The following is a 20,455-nucleotide window of genomic DNA, read 5'->3' as shown; positions in this document are numbered from 1 at the left end:
ATGTCCAAACAAACACTAAACGTACTATTCAAAAAGATGCAACGTGATGATAAGAAAGATGTCCTTAAATTTGAGATCCGCAGCAAGAGCAAAGAGGAAAAGGTAAAGTCACCGCAAGCCATTCAAGAAATGGTGGGTGAGATGGTCAATATTGAGATCGAAGGTACAAAGTGTGGTCCGGTATCAGCAGAGCTTGCAAAAGCAAACAATGATGGCAAAAAGGTTGTGCTTGATCTTAACCTCAAAGGTGACAATGCAGATAAAGCAGCTGGCATCTTCTTGATGGCAGGGAGTGATGTAACACTACACATCGAGCCGGCACAAACTTCTTTACTAGAAGAAAAGCCTAAGAATGATCATGAAGGTGTTGAATATGCGGTGGATGTTACAACTGGAAGTGTTCTTAGTTACAACGAGCGTATGAAAAAAGAACAAGAAGGAGCTGCATCAGATCCAGTTGAAGAAGAGAAAGAAGAAGTCGAAATCTCCGAGAACGATGATGAGGAGTTTGGTGATGATTTAGAAGAGGATGATCTGAAGCCAGTTGATGATGATGAATTACCATTTTAAATAAAATGATTAATGAGGTGTCTGATTAACTAATTATCCTAAGTTATTTGTGCCTGGATTGGAGCGAGGAATGCGTTTATTATCCTTTTTCATTACATGATAGCCAGGATACTTGCCCGCTTCTATGGCATCAGCTGTTTTACCACGAGTCATTGTTCTTCCTGTTTTAGTATCTTTAAACATTTTATTAAGACCAGTTCCGCTTTCTTTTGTAACCTTTAAGCGTTCCTTTTTAGACAAATTATCACCTCATAGACTAAATTCAGACACCTCACTTCATTATAACAATATATGGATAATAAGTGATAGATTAGTAACGCATTTTTAATGAGAAGGTGATTCAATGAGCTTCGATCTACCAGAGCTTGATCAGAAGAAAACAAAAGAAGCTGTAGAATCGGCTTTAGAGAAGTATCGAATCTTTAGGTATCTTGCCTTTGAGGAACGAGAAGTAAGCATCACAGCAAGTTCAGAGGAACGCTTTCATGGTCCAACTAATGCGACTACTGATCAGACGTCCCAAGCAGCTATATATAATGCGGATCAACAGGAGTATAGGCGTAAGTATTGTGAAAGATTAGAGCGATCAGTGAATCGATTAGCGCCTAAAGAGAAATTGTTAATCGAGAAAAGATACCTAGAGTCAGATGCTGAGTATAAAACTGATATTCAAGTATACACTTTTGATTTCCAACCACCAATTAGTCAGGTCACTTATGGAAAGATAAGATGGAAAGCATTTTACAAGTTGGCGCTGATCTTAAATATTACTGTAACAAAATAAGGAGCCTTTGAGCTCCTCTTCTTTAAAAGGAGGTTATATAGGTGAAGCAGGACAATGAATCAATGCTATTAGGGATTAAGGATGTCATGTCGATCATGGGATGCGGTAGAGATAAAGCTTATGAAATTATGCATTGTGGTGATTTTCCAGTAATGAAGTTTGGTAGAGAGTTGAAAGTGCATAAAGGCATATTCCATGATTGGTTAGAGAATAAGCGTAAAAATAGTTACATTTATAAAATCTAAAGGAGTAAGAAATCAAAAAGTCACTAAAGAATGAAAATCAATGTGATATAATATCTTAAAAGTCACAAGTGATTTCTTAAAGGAGAGTGTTGCTTGTGTCCAATATAAAGAAAGATAAAAAAACAAATAAGTATTATTTTGTTCTTGATGGTGGCAGAGATGTGGTTACCGGCAAAAGAAAACAGTACAGAAGAAAAGGTTTTACCTCTAAAAAGCAAGCGGAGATAGCCCTCTCCAAACTTCGAGTCGAAATATCAGAAAGTAAAGAGACTGGTCTAGGTAATAAAACATTCAAAATTTACTCGCATGATTGGTTAAAATCGAAGAAATTAAAACTTAAAGCTAGTACTATTAAAAATTATGAAGAACAGTTTCATTACAATATCACACCATATCTTGGACATTTCAAGTTAGAGGATATTGATGAGAAAGTACTGCAACACTATATTATGGAATTGCACCAAAGTAGAGGTTTAGCGCCTGCAACGATTAGGACAGCTTTTGGAATTGTAGGAGAGATCATTAAAACACTTACAAAGAAAGGTGTTTTAAAAAGTGGAATCCTTGAAGAAGTATCTTTACCTAGACAGTTGAAAACAATTAAAGTTTGGGAACAGAAGCAGATAGAGGAGTTCCTTAATGCTCCACAGAAGATCTTGAACCTCTCTAGGCATTACATTGGTTTGGTCATCTTAATTAAGACTGGTATGCGTATGGGTGAAGTGCTAGCGCTAAGGTGGCAAGATATTGATTTTGAGAATAAAGTAATCCTCATTAGACAGACTTTAACGAGAGATAGTGATTCAAATAATTACTACTTGCAAGATGAGGGAAAAACAGCTAGCGCGATAAGAATGGTATATATACCTGACTCGCTAATTAAAGATATATTAACTCACAAAGAATTGATCGATAAGGAAAAAGAAATACAAGGCGTTCATTATAATGATAATGACTTTGTTATATGCACCAGAGAAGGGAACATGGTGCATCCAAACAATTTTAGAAGATCATTTACTACAACTATTAAACAACTGAATGTGCCTAAGATTAGGTTACATGATTTACGTCATAGTCATGCAACGTATCTTTTATCGATCGGCGTCAATGTAAAGATCATCCAAGAAAGATTAGGTCACAAAAATATTAATGTTACATTGAATACCTATAGTCACGCGTTGCCTGCCATGCAATTAGCTGCTATAGATAAATTTGACGAAGCATTTAAGGGTTAATAATAAACTTGTGACCTATATGTGACCCCTATTATTTATATGCATTAAAATCATTGATATGACGATGCTTAGAGAAATTGACTTTCATGAAGATTGTGTCAACATTATTATGAACGATTTAATTGATTTAATGGATCCGAAGTATATCGAAGTTTGGGCTAAGTTCACTCCACGAGGTGGAATAAGTATTGATCCTTACTGTAACTACGGGAGAAAAGGGACAAAGTATGAAGAGATTGCGGACTACAGATTAATGAATCATGACATGTATCCAGAGACAATCGATAACAGGTAGTTCCTGAATAATCCTGTTTATTAAAAACTATTTACGTTTTTTTGTGACTTTTTACGTGATAGTTAGCAATAATTAAATCAAAATGTGACCTGAAATGTGACCCGAAGTATGATCTTAATAAGAGGTCACAAAAACTAGGTTGAGCCCTTGTCCCATATGGGATGAGGGTTTTTATTTTAATGTGAATTAAGAAGTTGCCGACTTCTATCAAGAAATTAAACAAAAAAAGCGAAAAAATTAAACAAGACATTTATGTCATTAGGATTTAACCGTGGTAAATTTATATTATCGAAAATGGTTCAAGAAGCAGCTGCTATTGATCATTCGATAAGCAAATGGATCCTGCAAGTCCATTTCTAAGTTTTAGTCTTGACGGTGGGAAAGACCACAAATCAATTGATGAGTGTACATTATGTACAGAGTTTGGCATCTGCTCTTTTGAGCGGGTGCTCTTTTAAAAATAAAATTTAAAAATAAGAAATAAATTTGTTATAATTGTTAATACTTAACTAGAATATGGTATTATATACCTAACAATAATTAAAGGTGTTGGGTATATTGAGGGCTAGCTATGATTATCATTATGGTTTCCGGGCTTTGTTGATTATTATAATATGGTTAGCATTCTTTGGGACTATAACAAGCACAACAAGCGAAACAACATTTTTTGGCGCAATCCTCCTTTTCTTACTTCCACTTGCACTAGATTACAGCGGTCATGCACCTCTACTTGAAGGGAATAAGAAACGAAAGATGTTAGGATTGTGGAGTGCGTTATTCATTTCTGCGGTGTGTATGGGCTTTTCATTCTCGAATTTAAACCTCGAATTTTTAACTTTAAATCCATTGTTCCAAATTATAGTAGCTTGTTCTGGTGCAGTTTATGTGGTTATGGGAATTTACGATTGGGTGGGTTACAGTTCTCAAGAAGAAATTGAACACAGAGATGGTTTGAAAGCGCTCAGTAGAACGAAGAGGATTGAACCTATGGCAGAGAGGGTACAGTTCCATAAAGAGATTGGTAAAAGTCATCCAAGTAAAACTGGTACTGAAAATAACTAGAAGGGGTGATAAGATGAATAATTTGTTGAGTATCGCCATTCCTACTCTAATGACCGCATGTTATATAGGTTTGGTAGTGGGTACTTATAAAAAATTGCAAAATAATAATATTCATCTAATTGGAAGAGCTAAATACTTCTCTCTATTCTTTCCTTTAGCATTATTTCTTTACCACTTTATTTGGGCGGTAAACTCTTTTTCAAAGTCTCCCAAAAAAGCTTTATCTATAATGGGTATTTTCATTTTAAAATACCCTGTCGCTGTGGGATTACTAATAGAATTGATGTTGGAAGATATTGCTCATCAAATTAGCAATGATGCTGAAGTTGCTAAAGTGAGAAAGAAGCGTGCAATAAACAAACAGGTTGATAAAAGGAAGCTTACGGATATTAGTGATGTACCAAAGTCTATTTTTGAAGAATATAAGACTACCCTGAGAACATACGCAGTGTAATAAAAAAGCGCTAAAGTAGCGCTTTTTTATGTGGAGTAAATAATTCAGCATAGGTTATTTTGAACTAGATAACTATGCAGGAGTTTGATACTTTTTGTCGAATTGGTAGGTGGAAGGTGGTGAAAAAATGGAAAATAATAATACTGCAGGCAGAAACCGATATGATCTTATTATGGAGTTAGTTGCAATTCATATAAACCATTTTGGTGTATCTGATTCTCAAGAATTAGAGGAAATCTATAAGAAATACCATGCTTTGGTTCGTAGCTAAAAAGCTAAGACTAATCCATTCGGGTTGGTCTTTTTATTATGCCTAGAGGTGATGCTTATGAAAAAGAAAAGCCTAATTAAATACACAGCTGCAGCACTACTGATCTTCATCGGTGGTGCTTTTTATGATGCTGTAACTGAGTTGCCGTTAAGAACAAGGAACTACATTCTAATAGGCTAGGAGCTGATCGTGTGAATCTATCCAGTGAATTAGCAAAGAAGAAACGTAGACGTCGGAAAAAGAAGAAGCAAGAGCCTAACTACAAAGAATTAATGGGTGTATACCGAGATACTTACAAGCGTGGTCCAGGTGGAGCAATCAAACGTCGATCATTCTGACTGTCCTCTAATTAGAGTATAGTGCGACTGTCCTCTACGTAGGGTATAGAACTGTCCTCTAATTAGGGTACAGTACTGCCCTCTAATCCGAGGACAGACAAACTTTTTCCTTCATTAGAGCGCAAACTCTAAAGAAAATATTAAAGAAAATATATAAAGAAAACTAGCAAATGAAATCTGCTAGACTATTTTCTTTTTAGGAGAAGAAGATAAATGAACAAGAAACAACGTCCAAAGGTAACTAAACAGCAGACGGAGTTTATTAAGAAGATGATAGCTAAGGAAGCTAATGATAAGGTATTCCAGCAGGAAGCAACCATGCTTCGCCTTTATACGGAAACCTTACACGAGTATCTAACACAACTTAACGATGAAGCGGGGACTCTTGATACAATGTTATCCACCTTGTCAAACTTACAAGAGAACTATGATTGTGCATACAAGAACGTAGGTAGTCTACCTGAAGATAAATATAAAGTACTTATCAAAGAAGCCAGGGATCAACTCAAGGTTACATGAGCAGTCGTCGTTACTATGATCGATACAAACGAGATAAGGAAGCTACCGCATTCTATAATTCGTCTGCATGGAGAAAGTGTAGAGAAGTTGTATTAATTCGTGATGATTTTCTTTGTGTTCTATGTTTGAAGAAAGGGATCATTCAAACAGCTGCTACTGTTCATCACATGAAACACTTTAAAGAGTATCCAGAGCTTGCACTAGACATTGATAATCTTATTAGTGTCTGTTTGGCATGTCATAATAAGCTTCATCCAGAGAGAGGAATGAATAAGAAGTCAACCAAAAAGAGAAAAGGGGTGAGAGTGGTGGAGATAAGTGCAAATAATGAAAGAATAGACTAGCCCCCCTGCTTTGAATCTGAGAAGAAATAATTTTACAGACCGACTGGGGAGCTTCGTTTGTTGCGCTAGTGATTTTTTTATGAAAGGGGGGTATCCTATGGCCATACCTACTGCTGTAAAAATTAGAGAATATCTGGGTGAATCTTATTTAGAGTCAGATGAAGAGCTCATAAAATTATATATTGAAACTCACCAGTTCTATCGGAGACTACAGAAAGAAATCAAGAAAAGTGATTTAATGTTTGAGCATACTAATAAAGCAGGGGCTACGAATTTGGTTAAAAACCCCTTATCAATTGAACTCACTAAAACTGTTCAAACATTAAACAATCTATTAAAATCTCTAGGTTTGACACCTGCTCAAAGAAAAAGGTTAAACAGTGGACTTAGTAATAATAGCGGAGACGACGATGATGACTTCGACGACTTCTAATGAATTTAATTTACTTAGTCTTAATCCGATCAAACTAGAAAAATGGTATGGAGATTGGCGAGAACAACAGATTAGATCCGGTTATATCTTAGTTGAATCGTCTGACCGCGTTTTAACAACTTGGTATGCAGAAGAGGTCGTCGGGAGAAGGATTAAGGCTAGTAAAAAGGTTGTTTTGGCTTGCAAAAGACACTTAAATGATCTAAAAAGAGCAGGAACAGACGATTTTCCATACGTTTTTGATGAGGAAAAAGCACTTAGGCCAATTCGTTTTAACGAAAAGTACTGCAAGCCATCAAAAGGCGACATAAAGAAATTAGTTCTGCAACCATGGCAACATTTTGTTATGGGTTCACTATATGGATGGGTCCATCGAGATACAGGCGTTCGACGATTTCGCGAAGGTCTTATTTTTATTGGTCGGAAAAACGGAAAAACAACGATGATCAGTGGATTAGCTAATTATGCAGTAAGTAAAGACAAAGAAAATGGCGCCCGTGTTTATGTTTTAGCTAACTCCAAGCAACAAGCGGGAGAATTATTTGATGAAAGCCGAGCCATGGTCCAGAGTTCACCCCAATTGCGTAAACGGTATCGGGAAAATCAAAAAGGTATTTTTTATGATAAGACCAAATCACGGATCGAACCAAGAGCTTCAGACAGTAAGAAGCTAGATGGGCTTAATACTCATTTAGGCATTTTTGATGAGATACACGAATTTGTGGACTATAAGTTGATCAATGTTATTAAAAAATCACGCGGATCTCGTAAACAACCAATGATTCTCTATATCACCACCGCTGGATACCAATTAGACGGTCCTTTAGTAGATTATTACAGTCAAGCTGATGAGGTGCTAGATGGGGCTGTAGAAGACGATCGTACTTTTTACTTTATGGCTGAGCTTGATGACGAAAACGAATTTGATCAACCTGAGGAATGGATTAAAGCAAACCCTAATATGGGTGTCTCACTTGATTTGCCTATATTAATCGGAGATTGGAAAAAGGATAAACGAACACCTCAAGAACGAAGTGATTTTATTGCAAAGCAATTCAATTTCTTTGTGAACAGCACTCAACAATCTTTTCTAGATTACCAAACTATCAAGAACAATGAAAAATCGATAGATATGGAGCAATTAAAAGGAAAGACGTGCATTGGAGGTTTTGATTTATCAGATTCAGAGGATTTTACAAGTGCCTGTTTAGAGTTTCCGGTGATTGAAACTGGTGAAGTGGTTGTTTTGTCTCACACGTGGATACCAGAGAAAAAGGTTATAGAAGACAATGAAAAAATACCTTATCGAGAATACGAGGAAATGGGACTGTTAACCATTATTCCTGGTGAATATGTCAAAAAAGAATACATCTTTAATTGGTTCGTTGAACAATCGAAGGTCTACAGCATTCAGTTGATTACGTATGATCCCGCAAAAGCATTTGGTTTAGTCGAGTCATTAAAAGATTATGGATTTAACACATTAGTTGTTAGACAGGGTTATTTAACATTAGGTCCAGCCGTTGATAATGCTAAAGAAATTTTTATAGATGGGAATGTTATCTTCAATAAGAATCGTCTCTTTAGATGGTATGTGAATAATGTCAAATTAGCAGAAGATAGCAATAGAAACAAGTTGCCACAAAAACAGAGCCGTTATAGAAAGATTGATGGCTTTGCTGCTTTTATCAACTCTCACACAGAGGTTATGAAGCTCCTGGTGAGCAAACCAAAGGGAGACAGAGTTGAGGTTATTTCAATGGCTGATCTATTAAGGGGGTGATTAATTGAAATGGTATAACAAATTCAAAAGTGTAGTAGCGATGGCTGCAGTTAAATGGGCTGGTGCGACCTTCGATCTTTCCAATTGGGCCGGTCGTACTTTTTGGGGTATTGATAACTCAAAATTAGCTACAAACGAAACCATTTTTAGCGTTGTATCGCGTTTATCAAATGTCTTAGCGTCAATGCCTATAAAGCTCCATAGAGATTATGATTTAGTAACGAACCAAGCTTCTGAAATTCTAACGCTTACTCCAAATCCTAATATGACTTCATTCGAATTTTTGAGATTAATGGAAACTAGGAGAAATGAAAGTGGTAATGCGTACGCAGTTATTGAGAGAGATATCAGAGGGGGAGTAACTCGATTAACTCCTGTAGAATCCTCGGCCGTAGAACCGATATTAGAATCTGAATCACAAGAATTGTGGTACAAAATTATTGGAGAATCACAAACTTACTATTTTCATAATTTAGACGTACTGCATTTAAAACACATCGTAGGTGCTAGTGGGTTAAAAGGGATTAACCCAATAAAGGTACTACAAAACACCATTGATTATGACCGGGCAGTACGTGAATTTAGTTTGAAAGAAATGGAGAGTGCTCCAAACTCTTTTGTTGTAAAATATGCAGCTAATATTGATACAGAGAAGCGTAAAGAAGTCATTGCTGATTTTAAGAGGTTCTACCAAGACAATGGAGGTATTCTGTTTACCGAGCCTGGTGTAGAAATCGATCCTATCGATCGGAAATATGTTGCGGCTGATACATTCACTTCAGAACGTATTACAAGATCCCGTGTTGCGAATGTTTTCAACATGCCAGTCACTTTTTTAAATGACACTGAGGGTCAAAGCTACTCAAGTAATGAACAATTAATGCTTACATTTGTACAAATGACATTGATCCCCATTGTTAGGCAGTACGAACAAGAATTCAATCGTAAGTTGCTAACTCAAAGCGATCGTCAGGGAGGTCACTATTTTAAGATTAACGTAGGAGGCCTTCTTCGTGGTGATTCAAAGTCGCGAAAAGATTTTTATCACGGCGCATTAAGAGACGGCTGGATGGACCGTGATGAAGTTAGAAGGTGGGAGGATTTACCGCCAAGAGGAGGCCAAGCAGCAGAGTTATGGATTAGTGGAGATATGTATCCACTAGAAATGGATCCACGTGAGAGAAAGGGGGTGAGAGACAATGAAAAAGGTTCAGAAGGAGCAAAAGATGAATGATTATTTTATGTCAGCAAATAATTTTAATAATGTAACCAAAAAAAAGTTCTGGGAAATGAAATTGTCTACTGATAATAGTGCGTCTGCGGATATCTTTATTTATGGAGATATTGTTCGATACCAATGGGATGAAGAAGATACTTCAGCTTCTAGTTTTAAAGAAGACCTTGATAGTTTAGGTGATGTTAGTACATTAAATCTATATATTAATTCACCGGGTGGAAGTGTATTTGAAGGAGTAGCCATTCATAACATGCTAAAAAGGCATAAAGCAAAGGTTAATGTCCACATCGATGCATTAGCAGCATCAATAGCAAGCGTTATCGCCATGAGCGGTGACGTTATTTTTATGCCTAAAAATAGCATGATGATGATTCATAATCCGTGGACTTTTGCTATGGGCAATGCAAAAGAGTTAAGGAAAATCGCTGAAGATTTAGATCGCATTAGCGTTTCTGCTATTCAAAGCTATTTAGCGAAGGCAGGTGATTCACTCGATGAAGAAACTTTGAAACAATTACTTGATAATGAAACATGGTTGTCGGCTGAAGAAGCTAAAACGTACGGACTTTGTGACGTAGTTGAACAAGAGAATGAAATGGCAGCATCAACCAACCAAGAACTTTTTGCTAAGTACAAAAATGTACCGAGTAGTTTACAAGCTAAGAATGATAGAACTATCTCAGCCGAAGAAATGTCCCAGCGTCAAAAAATAGCAGAAAAAGCAAAAGCGAATATTAAAGAATTGAATTTAATCTCTGGAGGAATGTACTAATGGGAAAACAAATCAAAGCTATCGAAAAGAAAGTGGCATGTAAAAAATCTTATTTACCAACAAAAATACAATTTTTTGGCGCACAAACTCTATTTGAACTAAAACAAAATTTGGCTACGATTGGTCAGCAGTTAAAAAAGACTGAAGATAACCTGGCACAAAAAGCTATTGATCCAAGCGCAACAATGGATGACATCACTGCTTTGCAAAGATCTCGTGATGATTTGAAAATGCGATTTGATGTAGTGAAGGAGCAACATGACAGTCTAGAGGCTGAACAAAAAGCTAAGTTTTCTCAACAACAAGCTTTTCAACAAAAAAATAATCCTGAAGATCCGAAACAGAAAGTACTTCAAGCTAAGGCTGAACTTATTCGCTCTACTATGAATAAGCAACCAGTTTCCAACGAGGTTTATCAGGCGCTAGGTGATGATGGTCAAACAGGTGGAGGTAAATTCCTTCCTAAAACCGTTTCATCAGATATCATCGTTGAACCATTCGTGAAAAATCAACTACGTGACTTGTCTACATTTACGCAAATCACTAACCTTGAAATTCCTAAATTGAATTTTGCTTTAGATGATGATGACTTTATCGCTGATAAGGAGACTGCCAAAGAGCTAAAGGCTACTGGTGATACTGTTTCATTTGGTCGTCACAAATTCAAGGTATTCGCCGGCATCTCAGAAACTGTATTGAATGGTACGCATACTAATTTAGTTAGTCATGTAGATCGTGCGCTCCAATCAGGTGTAGCGGCTAAAGAAAAGAAAGTTGCATTTGCTACTACTCCTAAATCAGGAGAAGAGCATATGTCCTTTTATTATCCTCAAAACAATATCAAAGTTGTGAATGGTGCAAATATGTATCAAGCTATTCGAAAAGCAATTGCGGATTTACATGAAGATTACCGTGAGAATGCAAAGATTGTTATGACCTATCAAGATTACTCTGACATTATTGAGTTTTTAGCGAATGGAAATGCAACTTTATATACAGCGCAACCAGAGCAAATTCTAGGGAAGCCAGTTACCTTCTCAGATTCTGCAGTAGATCCTGTTGTTGGTGATTTCTCGTATTCTCACTACAACTATGATCTAAATGTACTTTACGATCGTGACAAGGATGTAAAAACAGGTATTGAACAGTTTGTTATTACAGCTTGGATGGACCATCAAATCAAATTAAAATCGGCATTCCGTATCGCTAAAACAGAAACGCCCTAAGGCTCCCCAAAGCTTAACGGTCACTTCCAAGACTGATAGTTCCGTGAGCTTATCTTGGGAAGCGGTTGAGTATAGTGGGGGTATTGACAAGTACGAGATTTATAGGGACGGAGAACTTATAGGCTTGCGTAAGGGTCTGACGTTCTCAGAGAGCGGTTTAAATCCTTCTAGTACCTATGAGTACCAAGTGAGGGCAATAGCCTTAAATGGGGCGATCTCGAGCTTCAGTGAAGCTGTTTCGGTGACCACGGACGAAACACAAGCAGAAAGCGGTGAATAAACTTGGAAGAAGTTATAAGTTCCACATTGCCGTTTGTAAAGAGTCACTTGCGAATCGACGGGACTTTTGAGGATGAATTCCTTAAAAGTCTTATTGGTTCTGCCGTTGAGGAAACAAAAGATATGGGAGTGCCTATCTCTCTTTCTGATGAGTATAGATACAAGTTACTAATTGGTATGTTTGTTAGTCATTGGTATGAAAATCGAGGTCAAGTTCAGGATGGATCCCATGCAACTACTAAAGATTTACCTTATGGTATCCAAAGCCTTGTCTTAAAAATGAGAGTGATCCCAGATGAATCCAAGTAAATATCGTAATCGAATTGCTATAGGGTCGTTTGAGAATTTTAGAAATCCTGTTACAAAGATAGTTCAAAAGAAATTCTCTACTTTTTACGAGTGTTGGTCTGCTGTAGTTGAACCTACAAACTGGCAATCTTTTAAGGTTGCGGTTGAAAGGGCAGAGGCTAGAATCTTCTTTGAAATTCGATATGTAGAGGGGATTAAGCCGGGGATGCTAGTATCGTTTAAAGACAAACATTTTGAAATAGAGGAAGTAAAGCCTGATTTTCAATATAAAAGGGAAACCGTTTTGCAATGCAAAGGGGTTGTTATTAATGAATCATAATAGTGATGAAGTTGAGGGATTCGAAGAAGTCTTAAAGAACTTGAGTGATTTTGGTAATGGCTATAAGCGTGTAGAGGGACGTGCTGTTAAGGCGGGAGCTACAATTGTTTTAGAAAGAATGAAACAAGAGGTGCCGGTATCTGATATCAATGGTGAAAGCTATGTTCATATTCGTGACGATTTGGGCATGTCAGGAATTAGAAGAGTAAGAGAAGGGACTGCGATAGTCTTAGTAGGACCAGGGAAAAAAACTGCTTGGAGAGCAAAGTTTTTAGAATTTGGGACCATCAAAATGCCACCAAACGCTTTTATAAGCAGGGCGTCCTCTCTTTCGAGATTATTGGTTAAAGTTGCGATTATGAGCGAGCTGAAAAAGGGGTTGAAACTCCGATGATCAGCATGGAAGCAAATATTATTGATGTTTTAGAAGAAGATCAAGAGTTGGCTGTGTTGCTAGAAGTTACGTCTGAGTGGTGGAAAATCCATCGATATTATGTGCCTGGTGGTCATTCAGAAGCTTATCCTTATATTAGAGTAATTGAATTAGATAATGCAGATGTTCATTTTGCAAATAATTCAGCAACTGCAAGTAGTATTCCTGTTCAAATCGACCTCTGGACTAAAGGGGACCCTGCCCCACTACAAAGAAAAATTGATGAAGTAATGAAGTCACTTGGTTACGGACGTAGCGGAGTGGCTTCGTTTTTTGATGAAGAAAATAAAGTGATAAGGAAAGCGTTGCGATACAACAACGTTTTTGAACTATAGGAGGAATGAGTAATGAAAAAAGGAAGTTCTATGGTAGGTTTGCGAGATCTTGTTTATTCCGTACTTGATACAGATGATAAGACTGGTGCTACTTACGGGGAAGTTAAACCGTTTGCCCCAGCTATTTCTGCAAGTGTTAATACAGGTCAAGAATCAGCTACTCAGTATGCTGATAATGGTCCTATCGATGTAATCACTCAAACTGGTGAAACCACTTTAACTGTGGGGACAAATGAAATTATAGATGAAGTCTTAGCTGAAATTCTTGGTCAAACTTTAACAAAAGGCGTTATTGCTTATAAGCAAGATGTAACGCCACCTTGGGTAGCTTTTGGGTTTAAGGGCACCAAAGCGAATGGAGAAGAGAAGTTTGTTTGGTTAACCAAAGGTCGCTTTTCGATCCCATCTAATGAGTTGAACACTAAAACTCAGCAACCTAATTTCCAAGACGCCTCAATTACAGGTACTTTTATTCGCAGAGATTATGATGAAGTATTTAAAATTACGGGTGATACCGATGCTGAAGAGTTTGCAGACTTTAAAGATCTATTCTTTGAGGAAGTCTTTGATCTCTCTTTATTGAACACTACACCAGAAAACTAAATTTAGAGCAAAGGCACTCGATTAACGCGGGTGCCTTTTAACTTTGGGAGGAATTATCATGAAAAGAGCATTGAAATTAACTTTAACTATCGAAGGAAAAGAAAAAACTTTCACACAACATTTTGTCCCCCTCAAGATTCACCGAAAAGCCCTTGAAATGGAAAAAGAATTTAAAGAAAAAGAAGTTGGGCAAATCGAAGCGATTGATTTAAGAGTAGCCCTTCTAGTTGAAGCTTTTGATCATAAATTTACAGCTGATCAGGTAGAAAATGGGTTAAATGCCATTGGTATTAATGATATTTGGTACGAGGTGATTGGCGTTGGTTTACTTGGTTACCCCACTAAAAAAGAATTAGAGAAACAAGAAAAAGAAATGGGGAAGTTCTTAGCGGAAATGAAGGAACATACAGAAGTGACGGATCCGCAAGAATAACAGTGAGTCAAAGGCTAGACCGGTTAAAAGATGATTGTATTATTTTAATGGAAAAATGGTCATTGTTCGACATCGACAATATGGATGTCGATTTTTTTTATGACTTAATAAGACATCAACATAAACAAGAAGATCCATCATACCAACGGAACAAAGAAAAGCAAAATGCGAAAGTGGTTCCTATAGACGCGGTGTTTTAGGGGGTGAGGTCGTATGAACTTGTTAGGCAGTGAAGATTTAGGGAATTTAATGGTCCGTGTAGGTTTAGATGGGACTGAATTAGATAAAGGATTAAAAAATGTAAATGCAAGACTATCATTGGCAAGAAGTGAAATGCGTGCTTCAACCTCTAGTTTTGGCACTTTAGGAACTGCGGCTGACCGGTTGAAAGCTCGTCAAGAAGGATTGACTAAACAATATGACCTTCAAGGGGTGCGTGTACAACAATTAAGGAACCAATACGATGCTTTAGTAACTGCTCATGGAGCTGAATCAGATGCCGCTTTAAAAGCAGGAGCGAAGCTAAATAGTGCCATTGGATCCTACAACAACTTAGGTAACGAAATAGGGGAGGTTTCCAAAGAGTTAGCTTATCAAGAATCTTCATGGGCAACAGCTTCAAACGCTTTGGAAAACTTCTCTGGTAAAGCTCAGTCGCTTGGGGGGAACCTACAAAGTGTAGGAACAGGGTTAACAGCGGGTATAACTGCACCAATTGTTGCACTTGCAGGGACGTCTGCAACAGCAGCTATTAAATTTGAATCAGCATTTGCTGGGGTTCGTAAAACAGTGGATGCAACTGAAGATGAATTTGCCGTCTTGAAACAAGGAATTAGGGATATGGCATTGGAAATACCTGCTGCTGCAACAGAAATAGCGCGTGTTGGAGAGGCAGCTGGACAACTAGGTATTGAAAATGAAGCAATTCTTGGATTTACAAGAACGATGGTAGATTTAGGAGTCGCTACAGATTTATCAAGTGATCAAGCTGCTATGGCTTTAGCAAGGCTTGCTACAATCACTGGTATGAACCAACAAGACTTTGATCGACTTGGCTCAACAATAGTTGCTTTAGGTAATAACTTTGCTGCTGTAGAGTCTGAGATAACTGAAATGGGACTACGGTTAGCAGGGGCAGGTAATCAGGTCGGCTTGACTGAAGCAGATATCTTGGCGTTATCTACCGCATTAGTTTCTGTAGGGATCAATGCAGAAGCCGGCGGATCGGCATTTTCACGTGTAATGATTGAAATGGCTGGAGCTGTAGATGAAGGCGGACAAAAGCTAAATGATTTCGCGAGAATTTCAGGGATGTCTGCAAATGAATTTAAAGATGCATTCGAGACAGACGCTTCAATGGCGATAGAGGCTTTTGTTAGAGGGTTGGGTAATATCTCTGATGAAAGTGAATCGACCTTCGCGGTGCTTGATCAATTAGGTTTATCAGAAATTAGAGTTCGGGATGCACTTTTACGTACATCGGGTGCTTCAGATACTTTGACTGATGCTTTAAAGGTGTCCAACGAGGCTTGGGATGAAAATATTGCACTGACTGAAGAAGCGGAAACTCGCTACGGCACTACGGAATCCCAATTAATCGTCTTCTGGAACAGGTTAAAAGATGTGGCAATAACGCTCGGAGATGAATTGCTCCCAGTCATTAATGACATGTTAGATGCTGCGGTCCCTTTTATTGATTGGCTAGCTGATATGGTTAATAGATTTGGAGAATTAGATGACAGCACTAAGTTTTGGGTTCTCACTATTGCTGGTATAGCAGTTGCTCTTGGACCAGTGATCGTTGCGTTAGGTACGCTCATTAGAAATTTCGGAGTGTTAGCTGGAGCTTTGGGTAGAGGAACAGCAGCGCTTGGTCGTTATAGAACTAGCGCTGCATTAACTGCTACTTCTATCAATGCTCTTGGAACCACGGCTACAGTGACCGCTACAAGGATGAACACCGCAAACACTGCAATGAGTCGAACTGGTAGAGGTATGAGAGGATTACGTGGGGGAGCTACAGCAGCAGGTGCTGGTATGCTCTTAATGAGTGATGGTATAGGTAGCGCAGCGGGAATGGCTCTTATGTTTCTGCCTGAACTGTTAAAACTCGGTAAAGGCGTAGGTAGCTTAGCAACTAAAGCAATTAAGGGCGGAGCAAATTTACTTGGTTTTGGAAAGAATACTTCTGATGCAGGAAAAGCTACAAGTAGTTTGGCAAGTAATACAGCTAAAGGTGGAGGCGCTCTTAGTAAGTTTGGTGCCACATCATTAGTTACATCAAAGAACATAGGAAGTATGGCAAGCACATTAAGAATAGCACGTTTAGGGTTCGCTGCATTAGGAGGACCAGTCGGATTAGGTATCACCGCGATAACTCTTTTGGCTGAAGGTGGATACCATTTATATCAACATATGCGAGAAGAATTGATTCCTACGATAACTGATTTCGGTGATGAAGTTAGTGATTCAACTACTGAAGCGGTACTTGCATATAAGAAATTGAATGATGATGTCACCACTGAATTAAATGGATTAGCATACAGTGGTCAAACTATTACAGGCGAGATGGCTGAGAGCTTAACAGGACAATTTCAAGAAATGGGCCAAACCATTAAAGAAGGATTAAAGGCAGAATTTGATGAAAGTAAGTCTAATCTTGAGTTATTCCTCAAAGACTCTAAAGCTATTACTGAAGAAGAGCAAGCTGAGATCTATGCAAACTTAGACGGGATGTATGAAGCTCGTAAAGGATTAACCCAAAGACACCAAGATCAAATTAATGAAATTATCGAAACGGCCTCTCAAGAAAAGCGATCCTTAACCAAAGAAGAGCAAGAAGAAATTAATCAGATTCAGGTTTTTATGATGAATCAGGCTGTTAGAACCTTAAGTGATAGTGAAGTAGAACAGATTGCAATTATGGAACGACTCAAGCAAGAGAGCGAGAATATCTCTGCTAAACAAGCTGCTGAGATAGTTAAGAACAGTGTGGCAGCTAAAGAGGGATCTATTAAAGAAGCAAACGATAAATACAATGAAGTTGTTGCCGCTATAATACGTGAAAGAGATGAAACGGGTACGATCTCCAAAGAGCAAGCAGACGCCTTAATCAAAGAGGCTGAAAGGCAAAGAGACGAGTCTATTTTAGCAGCAGAAACAATGCACGACAAAGTTGTTCGACAAGCTCAGCTTCAAGCAGACGGCCAAATAAGAAGTATCAATTGGACGACTGGGGAAGTCCTTACTCGTTGGGATCGTTTCAAAGGCGATTTAGCGTACGATATTAACTCTATTTCAAAAGGTATTAATAGTATGCTAGAAGCATTTGGTATCAGTAAGCGTATACCAATGTGGGAACCCAATGGTCGTAGACCTTCAGGTCCTGGGGTATCTGGAACAGGTGTTGTAGGTAATGGTGGCAACACTATTCCAGCTTACGAAACAGGTACCAGCTTAACAGGTCACCCTCAAGACGGCTGGGCAATTACTTCGGAAAAAGGACGAGAACTTGTTCACGATCCTAAGATGGGAACTTATTTAACTGGCAGTAAAGGTCCTGAAATGACATTCTTGCATAAAGGCGCTTCAGTTCTGCCTAATCATCATACAGAACAGTTATTAAAGTCTTATGGATTTCCTGCCTATGAAAAAGGCATTGGAGACTATTTCGACTTATTTATGCAGGGACCTTCCGCACTAGCTGGTAGTGTTTTTAACAAACTAATAGGAACTGATCTTGGTGGCGTATTTAAAGACATAACATCAGGAATATTTTCTAATCTTAAAAAGGGTGCAGCAGAATTCTTAAAAGGAATATTGCCTGAGGTAAGTTTAGGTGGATCAGGTTTCGGGCCCCCATATCGAATGACTTCTCCATTTGGTTATCGAATTCACCCCATCACAAAACAAAGAAGGTTCCATGCTGGCGTGGATTATGCAGCACCTACTGGAACACCAATTCCCTCACAAAGTGCTGGAATGGTTTCGTTTAGTGGTTGGAGTGGCGGTTATGGAAATATGGTCGAGGTTAATAGCGGTAAATACTCATATCGCTACGCTCATAACTCGAAGAATTTAGTAGGTAGAGGTGCTTTGGTTGTTCCTGGACAAACTATTGCGTTGGTAGGGAGTACAGGTCAAAGTACAGGTCCGCACGTCCATTATGAGAAAAGGTTAGGTGGCACACCGATTAATCCGATTGGTCGATTCATGGGTGGAAGAATAGCTAAACCAGAGATCGCAGCGTTTGCCGAAAACGGATGGCCTGAATATGCGATTACTACAGAACCGCAATATAGAAATAGGAGTCTGGATCTATATAATCAATTAGGGACAGAGTTAGGGGTTCCGGATGTCCCGCGTATTAGGGATAGAAATGGTGACACTTTACAAACTACAACTAATGTAATAGAAGAAATTTCAAAGAAATTAGATGGTTTTCTAGATAGGATGCATGGTTTGATTACAATTAATAACAGAAGACCTATTGAGGTTGGATTAGATATTAACAGCAAAAGATTTGTTAATGCAACTTTTGAGGATATTGAAGAAAGGTTACAACGTGGAGAAAACAGGAAATTAAGAAAACGAGGGGGCGGATAAAGAGTGCCTTTTTTTAATGGGATCAATTTAAGAGAGTGGGTTGCTGTTGGGGAGAAGAGCAGATCTTTAGCCCCTCCAATTGAAAATAAATTAATTGAAGTTCCAGGACGCCACGGAAGCTACAATTTCGGTCATGAATTAGGTGTAAGACAAATTTCTATTCCAGTGAATTTATTGGGAGATACGCGTGAAGAAATGATGGAGAAAGCAAAAGACTTCGCGGGAGTTTTGATTACAAACGAAGCAAAATCTCTTTGGTTTCCTGATGAGCCGGATGTCTTTTATTATGCAAAGTTAAGTGGACAAACTGATATGGAGGAGTTTGTTAGGAGTGGGAAAACCACTCTTATTTTTATTTGCTCTGATCCATTTCGTTACGACATGGAAGAAACGACGGAGCAATTTGATGACGATCAACTCACGATCATGTATAACGGTACTGCTGAAGCAAAGCCGATCTTCAAGGCAACGATCAAAGAGCCGAGCACACACTTATCCATCACCAATCAGGAGGGAAAGTCGATCAGTTTAGGTTTTCCAGTAAGCATGGAACAAGAAGCAGTTGTAAGGAAAGAGTTAGTCTTCCATGACACCATGACTTCAACTTCTTCATGGCAGACAGCAGATCGAGTGGATAACGGTTATGTAGCTGGAACAATGGCAGCCGATTATCATGGCTTTTATCCTGAATCATTTGGGGATCCCATCCAACCGCATAAGTGGCAAGGTCCATCATTGAAGAAGGCTATAGGGACACCTCTCCAAGATTTTGAAATTGACATTAATATCGAGAATATGAATGTCGGTTTTGAAACGGGCATGGTTGAAATCTATTTATTAGATGCTAATAACAATACGGTTGGAAAGATCGGATTAGAGGATATTTGGCGTGGTACCGAACAAATGATGGCGAAGTCTCAGTTAGGTGGTATGAATGGCTTCTGGGCATTTCAAGAGTTTCCATCCGTCGGTAATGAGAAGGGTTGGAATAACTTTAACGGACTACTCCGGATTGCACGCATTGGTCGTAGATGGACCATGTATGTGACAAAGTACAGCCCAACAGGGATTCATCGTGTAAGGCGCTGGTTTGGTTATACAGACTTTGATGAGCGGTACACAGTACCGATTACGCAAATACAAGTGGCTACGAGATCATGGCCAAATAGACTTCCTACACAAATGAAAGTGAAGGAAATCAAAGGGTACCGAATCAATGAACCACAAAGTGAATTAGAAGTGCCTTATATTCTGCTGCCTGGTGATCAAATTGAAATCAACACGGAAACATCAGGACTACTTTTAAATGGGGAACCAATGATTGACCTGTATGATCTTTCCACAGAATTTTTTAGTCTGACACAAGGTTTGAATCAGTTAGAGTTAGATCCTAAGGGGATCTCAGATGCGAAAGCTAAATACAGACGTCGGTGGTATTAGATGTTTCTGTTAAGGGGAAGAATCTTAACAGGTGATCAATATGAAAAAAATAAAAGAGGTTCATTGGATTTGGTGGTTACTTGTTGGTTATATACTACTAATAACGTTTGCGGTGATTTTTGCACTGTGGG

At 38.3% G+C, this 20,455-nt stretch carries 25 protein-coding genes and 2 pseudogenes; 26 read left to right on the top strand and 1 reads right to left on the bottom strand.

What is annotated here, in order from left to right; genetic code table 11:
- Entirely contained in the window at positions 1–570 is a 570-nt protein-coding gene (locus RYX56_RS05460) for a hypothetical protein (RefSeq protein WP_317121051.1), read from the top strand.
- A gap of 33 nt (positions 571–603) precedes the next feature.
- Here RYX56_RS05460 and RYX56_RS05455 read toward each other — a convergent pair whose 3' ends face one another.
- Positions 604–810: a hypothetical protein gene (locus tag RYX56_RS05455; protein WP_317121050.1), complete on the bottom strand. Its 207-nt coding sequence runs from the start codon at positions 808–810 to the stop codon at positions 604–606.
- A gap of 103 nt (positions 811–913) precedes the next feature.
- Between RYX56_RS05455 and RYX56_RS05450 the strand changes: the two genes are divergently transcribed.
- From RYX56_RS05450 to RYX56_RS05330, 25 genes and pseudogenes are all read left to right on the top strand, one after another.
- Positions 914–1,354 carry an ArpU family phage packaging/lysis transcriptional regulator gene (locus RYX56_RS05450; RefSeq protein WP_317121049.1) on the top strand — a complete coding sequence of 147 codons (441 nt, stop codon included), beginning with the start codon at positions 914–916 and terminating at the stop codon, positions 1,352–1,354.
- Positions 1,355–1,395: 41 nt separating this feature from the next.
- Entirely contained in the window at positions 1,396–1,599 is a 204-nt protein-coding gene (locus RYX56_RS05445; protein WP_317121048.1) for a helix-turn-helix domain-containing protein, read from the top strand.
- A gap of 95 nt (positions 1,600–1,694) precedes the next feature.
- Positions 1,695–2,834: a site-specific integrase gene (locus tag RYX56_RS05440; RefSeq protein ID WP_317121047.1), complete on the top strand. Its 1,140-nt coding sequence runs from the start codon at positions 1,695–1,697 to the stop codon at positions 2,832–2,834.
- Between the two features lie 79 nt (positions 2,835–2,913).
- A pseudogene (locus tag RYX56_RS05435) lies at positions 2,914–3,129 on the top strand (tunnelling fold family protein); the annotation flags it as partial.
- A 558-nt stretch (positions 3,130–3,687) separates the two neighbouring features.
- Positions 3,688–4,191, top strand: a complete 504-nt coding sequence (locus RYX56_RS05430) for a hypothetical protein (RefSeq protein ID WP_317121110.1) — start codon at positions 3,688–3,690, stop codon at positions 4,189–4,191.
- Positions 4,192–4,204: 13 nt separating this feature from the next.
- Positions 4,205–4,645 (top strand): hypothetical protein, encoded by a 441-nt coding sequence (locus RYX56_RS05425; protein ID WP_317121109.1) that lies wholly within the window; start codon positions 4,205–4,207, stop codon positions 4,643–4,645.
- Positions 4,646–4,772: 127 nt separating this feature from the next.
- Complete coding sequence (locus RYX56_RS05420) at positions 4,773–4,916, top strand: hypothetical protein (protein WP_317121108.1); 144 nt, start codon at positions 4,773–4,775, stop codon at positions 4,914–4,916.
- A 57-nt stretch (positions 4,917–4,973) separates the two neighbouring features.
- Positions 4,974–5,096 (top strand): hypothetical protein, encoded by a 123-nt coding sequence (locus RYX56_RS05415; protein WP_317121107.1) that lies wholly within the window; start codon positions 4,974–4,976, stop codon positions 5,094–5,096.
- Between the two features lie 11 nt (positions 5,097–5,107).
- A complete protein-coding gene (locus RYX56_RS05410) occupies positions 5,108–5,254 on the top strand; it encodes a hypothetical protein (RefSeq protein ID WP_317121106.1) in 147 nt (48 codons plus the stop codon).
- A 213-nt stretch (positions 5,255–5,467) separates the two neighbouring features.
- Positions 5,468–5,773 (top strand): hypothetical protein, encoded by a 306-nt coding sequence (locus RYX56_RS05405; RefSeq protein WP_317121105.1) that lies wholly within the window; start codon positions 5,468–5,470, stop codon positions 5,771–5,773.
- Positions 5,770–6,117 (top strand): HNH endonuclease signature motif containing protein, encoded by a 348-nt coding sequence (locus RYX56_RS05400; protein WP_317121104.1) that lies wholly within the window; start codon positions 5,770–5,772, stop codon positions 6,115–6,117. Before RYX56_RS05405 ends, RYX56_RS05400 begins: the two co-directional genes overlap by 4 nt.
- Before the next feature lie 97 nt (positions 6,118–6,214).
- Positions 6,215–6,550 (top strand): phage terminase small subunit P27 family, encoded by a 336-nt coding sequence (locus tag RYX56_RS05395; RefSeq protein ID WP_317121103.1) that lies wholly within the window; start codon positions 6,215–6,217, stop codon positions 6,548–6,550.
- Positions 6,528–8,333, top strand: a complete 1,806-nt coding sequence (locus tag RYX56_RS05390; RefSeq protein ID WP_439108465.1) for a terminase large subunit — start codon at positions 6,528–6,530, stop codon at positions 8,331–8,333. Before RYX56_RS05395 ends, RYX56_RS05390 begins: the two co-directional genes overlap by 23 nt.
- Positions 8,334–8,337: 4 nt before the next feature.
- Positions 8,338–9,567 (top strand): phage portal protein, encoded by a 1,230-nt coding sequence (locus RYX56_RS05385; RefSeq protein ID WP_439108455.1) that lies wholly within the window; start codon positions 8,338–8,340, stop codon positions 9,565–9,567.
- 7 nt (positions 9,568–9,574) lie between these two features.
- Positions 9,575–10,342 carry a head maturation protease, ClpP-related gene (locus tag RYX56_RS05380; RefSeq protein WP_317121312.1) on the top strand — a complete coding sequence of 256 codons (768 nt, stop codon included), beginning with the start codon at positions 9,575–9,577 and terminating at the stop codon, positions 10,340–10,342.
- Positions 10,342–11,568, top strand: coding sequence for a phage major capsid protein (locus RYX56_RS05375; protein WP_317121102.1), 1,227 nt, complete (start codon positions 10,342–10,344; stop codon positions 11,566–11,568). Before RYX56_RS05380 ends, RYX56_RS05375 begins: the two co-directional genes overlap by 1 nt.
- Positions 11,569–11,581: 13 nt before the next feature.
- Positions 11,582–11,848, top strand: a pseudogene (locus tag RYX56_RS05370) (fibronectin type III domain-containing protein); the annotation flags it as partial.
- A 2-nt stretch (positions 11,849–11,850) separates the two neighbouring features.
- Positions 11,851–12,156, top strand: coding sequence for a head-tail connector protein (locus RYX56_RS05365; RefSeq protein WP_317121101.1), 306 nt, complete (start codon positions 11,851–11,853; stop codon positions 12,154–12,156).
- Complete coding sequence (locus RYX56_RS05360; protein ID WP_317121100.1) at positions 12,143–12,475, top strand: head-tail adaptor protein; 333 nt, start codon at positions 12,143–12,145, stop codon at positions 12,473–12,475. Before RYX56_RS05365 ends, RYX56_RS05360 begins: the two co-directional genes overlap by 14 nt.
- Positions 12,465–12,869: an HK97-gp10 family putative phage morphogenesis protein gene (locus RYX56_RS05355; protein ID WP_317121099.1), complete on the top strand. Its 405-nt coding sequence runs from the start codon at positions 12,465–12,467 to the stop codon at positions 12,867–12,869. The genes RYX56_RS05360 and RYX56_RS05355 overlap by 11 nt, the downstream gene beginning before the upstream one ends.
- Positions 12,866–13,243, top strand: coding sequence for a hypothetical protein (locus tag RYX56_RS05350; RefSeq protein WP_317121098.1), 378 nt, complete (start codon positions 12,866–12,868; stop codon positions 13,241–13,243). The genes RYX56_RS05355 and RYX56_RS05350 overlap by 4 nt, the downstream gene beginning before the upstream one ends.
- 12 nt (positions 13,244–13,255) lie before the next feature.
- Positions 13,256–13,846 (top strand): major tail protein, encoded by a 591-nt coding sequence (locus tag RYX56_RS05345; protein ID WP_317121097.1) that lies wholly within the window; start codon positions 13,256–13,258, stop codon positions 13,844–13,846.
- A gap of 58 nt (positions 13,847–13,904) precedes the next feature.
- Entirely contained in the window at positions 13,905–14,279 is a 375-nt protein-coding gene (gene gpG, locus RYX56_RS05340) for a phage tail assembly chaperone G (RefSeq protein ID WP_317121096.1), read from the top strand.
- Positions 14,280–14,492: 213 nt separating this feature from the next.
- Positions 14,493–18,884: a phage tail tape measure protein gene (locus RYX56_RS05335; RefSeq protein ID WP_317121095.1), complete on the top strand. Its 4,392-nt coding sequence runs from the start codon at positions 14,493–14,495 to the stop codon at positions 18,882–18,884.
- Positions 18,885–18,887: 3 nt separating this feature from the next.
- Positions 18,888–20,324 (top strand): distal tail protein Dit, encoded by a 1,437-nt coding sequence (locus RYX56_RS05330; RefSeq protein WP_317121094.1) that lies wholly within the window; start codon positions 18,888–18,890, stop codon positions 20,322–20,324.
- Positions 20,325–20,455 lie beyond the last annotated feature (131 nt).

This window comes from Alkalihalophilus lindianensis (assembly GCF_032843265.1).
Lineage (GTDB): Bacteria > Bacillota > Bacilli > Bacillales > Bacillaceae_D > Alkalihalophilus > Alkalihalophilus lindianensis.
This window is presented reverse-complemented; position numbering and strand designations above follow the sequence as displayed.

Bases quoted from the DNA above. Each gene is read 5' to 3' on its own strand.
- RYX56_RS05460 (WP_317121051.1), top strand. From the start codon at position 1: ATGTCCAAACAAACACTAAACGTACTATTCAAAAAGATGCAACGTGAT.
- RYX56_RS05450 (WP_317121049.1), top strand. From the start codon at position 914: ATGAGCTTCGATCTACCAGAGCTTGATCAGAAGAAAACAAAAGAAGCT.
- RYX56_RS05425 (WP_317121109.1), top strand. From the start codon at position 4,205: ATGAATAATTTGTTGAGTATCGCCATTCCTACTCTAATGACCGCATGT.
- RYX56_RS05420 (WP_317121108.1), top strand. From the start codon at position 4,773: ATGGAAAATAATAATACTGCAGGCAGAAACCGATATGATCTTATTATG.
- RYX56_RS05415 (WP_317121107.1), top strand. From the start codon at position 4,974: ATGAAAAAGAAAAGCCTAATTAAATACACAGCTGCAGCACTACTGATC.
- RYX56_RS05405 (WP_317121105.1), top strand. From the start codon at position 5,468: ATGAACAAGAAACAACGTCCAAAGGTAACTAAACAGCAGACGGAGTTT.
- RYX56_RS05400 (WP_317121104.1), top strand. From the start codon at position 5,770: ATGAGCAGTCGTCGTTACTATGATCGATACAAACGAGATAAGGAAGCT.
- RYX56_RS05395 (WP_317121103.1), top strand. From the start codon at position 6,215: ATGGCCATACCTACTGCTGTAAAAATTAGAGAATATCTGGGTGAATCT.
- RYX56_RS05390 (WP_439108465.1), top strand. From the start codon at position 6,528: ATGATGACTTCGACGACTTCTAATGAATTTAATTTACTTAGTCTTAAT.
- RYX56_RS05380 (WP_317121312.1), top strand. From the start codon at position 9,575: ATGTCAGCAAATAATTTTAATAATGTAACCAAAAAAAAGTTCTGGGAA.
- RYX56_RS05375 (WP_317121102.1), top strand. From the start codon at position 10,342: ATGGGAAAACAAATCAAAGCTATCGAAAAGAAAGTGGCATGTAAAAAA.
- RYX56_RS05360 (WP_317121100.1), top strand. From the start codon at position 12,143: ATGAATCCAAGTAAATATCGTAATCGAATTGCTATAGGGTCGTTTGAG.
- RYX56_RS05355 (WP_317121099.1), top strand. From the start codon at position 12,465: ATGAATCATAATAGTGATGAAGTTGAGGGATTCGAAGAAGTCTTAAAG.
- RYX56_RS05350 (WP_317121098.1), top strand. From the start codon at position 12,866: ATGATCAGCATGGAAGCAAATATTATTGATGTTTTAGAAGAAGATCAA.
- RYX56_RS05345 (WP_317121097.1), top strand. From the start codon at position 13,256: ATGAAAAAAGGAAGTTCTATGGTAGGTTTGCGAGATCTTGTTTATTCC.
- gpG (WP_317121096.1), top strand. From the start codon at position 13,905: ATGAAAAGAGCATTGAAATTAACTTTAACTATCGAAGGAAAAGAAAAA.
- RYX56_RS05335 (WP_317121095.1), top strand. From the start codon at position 14,493: ATGAACTTGTTAGGCAGTGAAGATTTAGGGAATTTAATGGTCCGTGTA.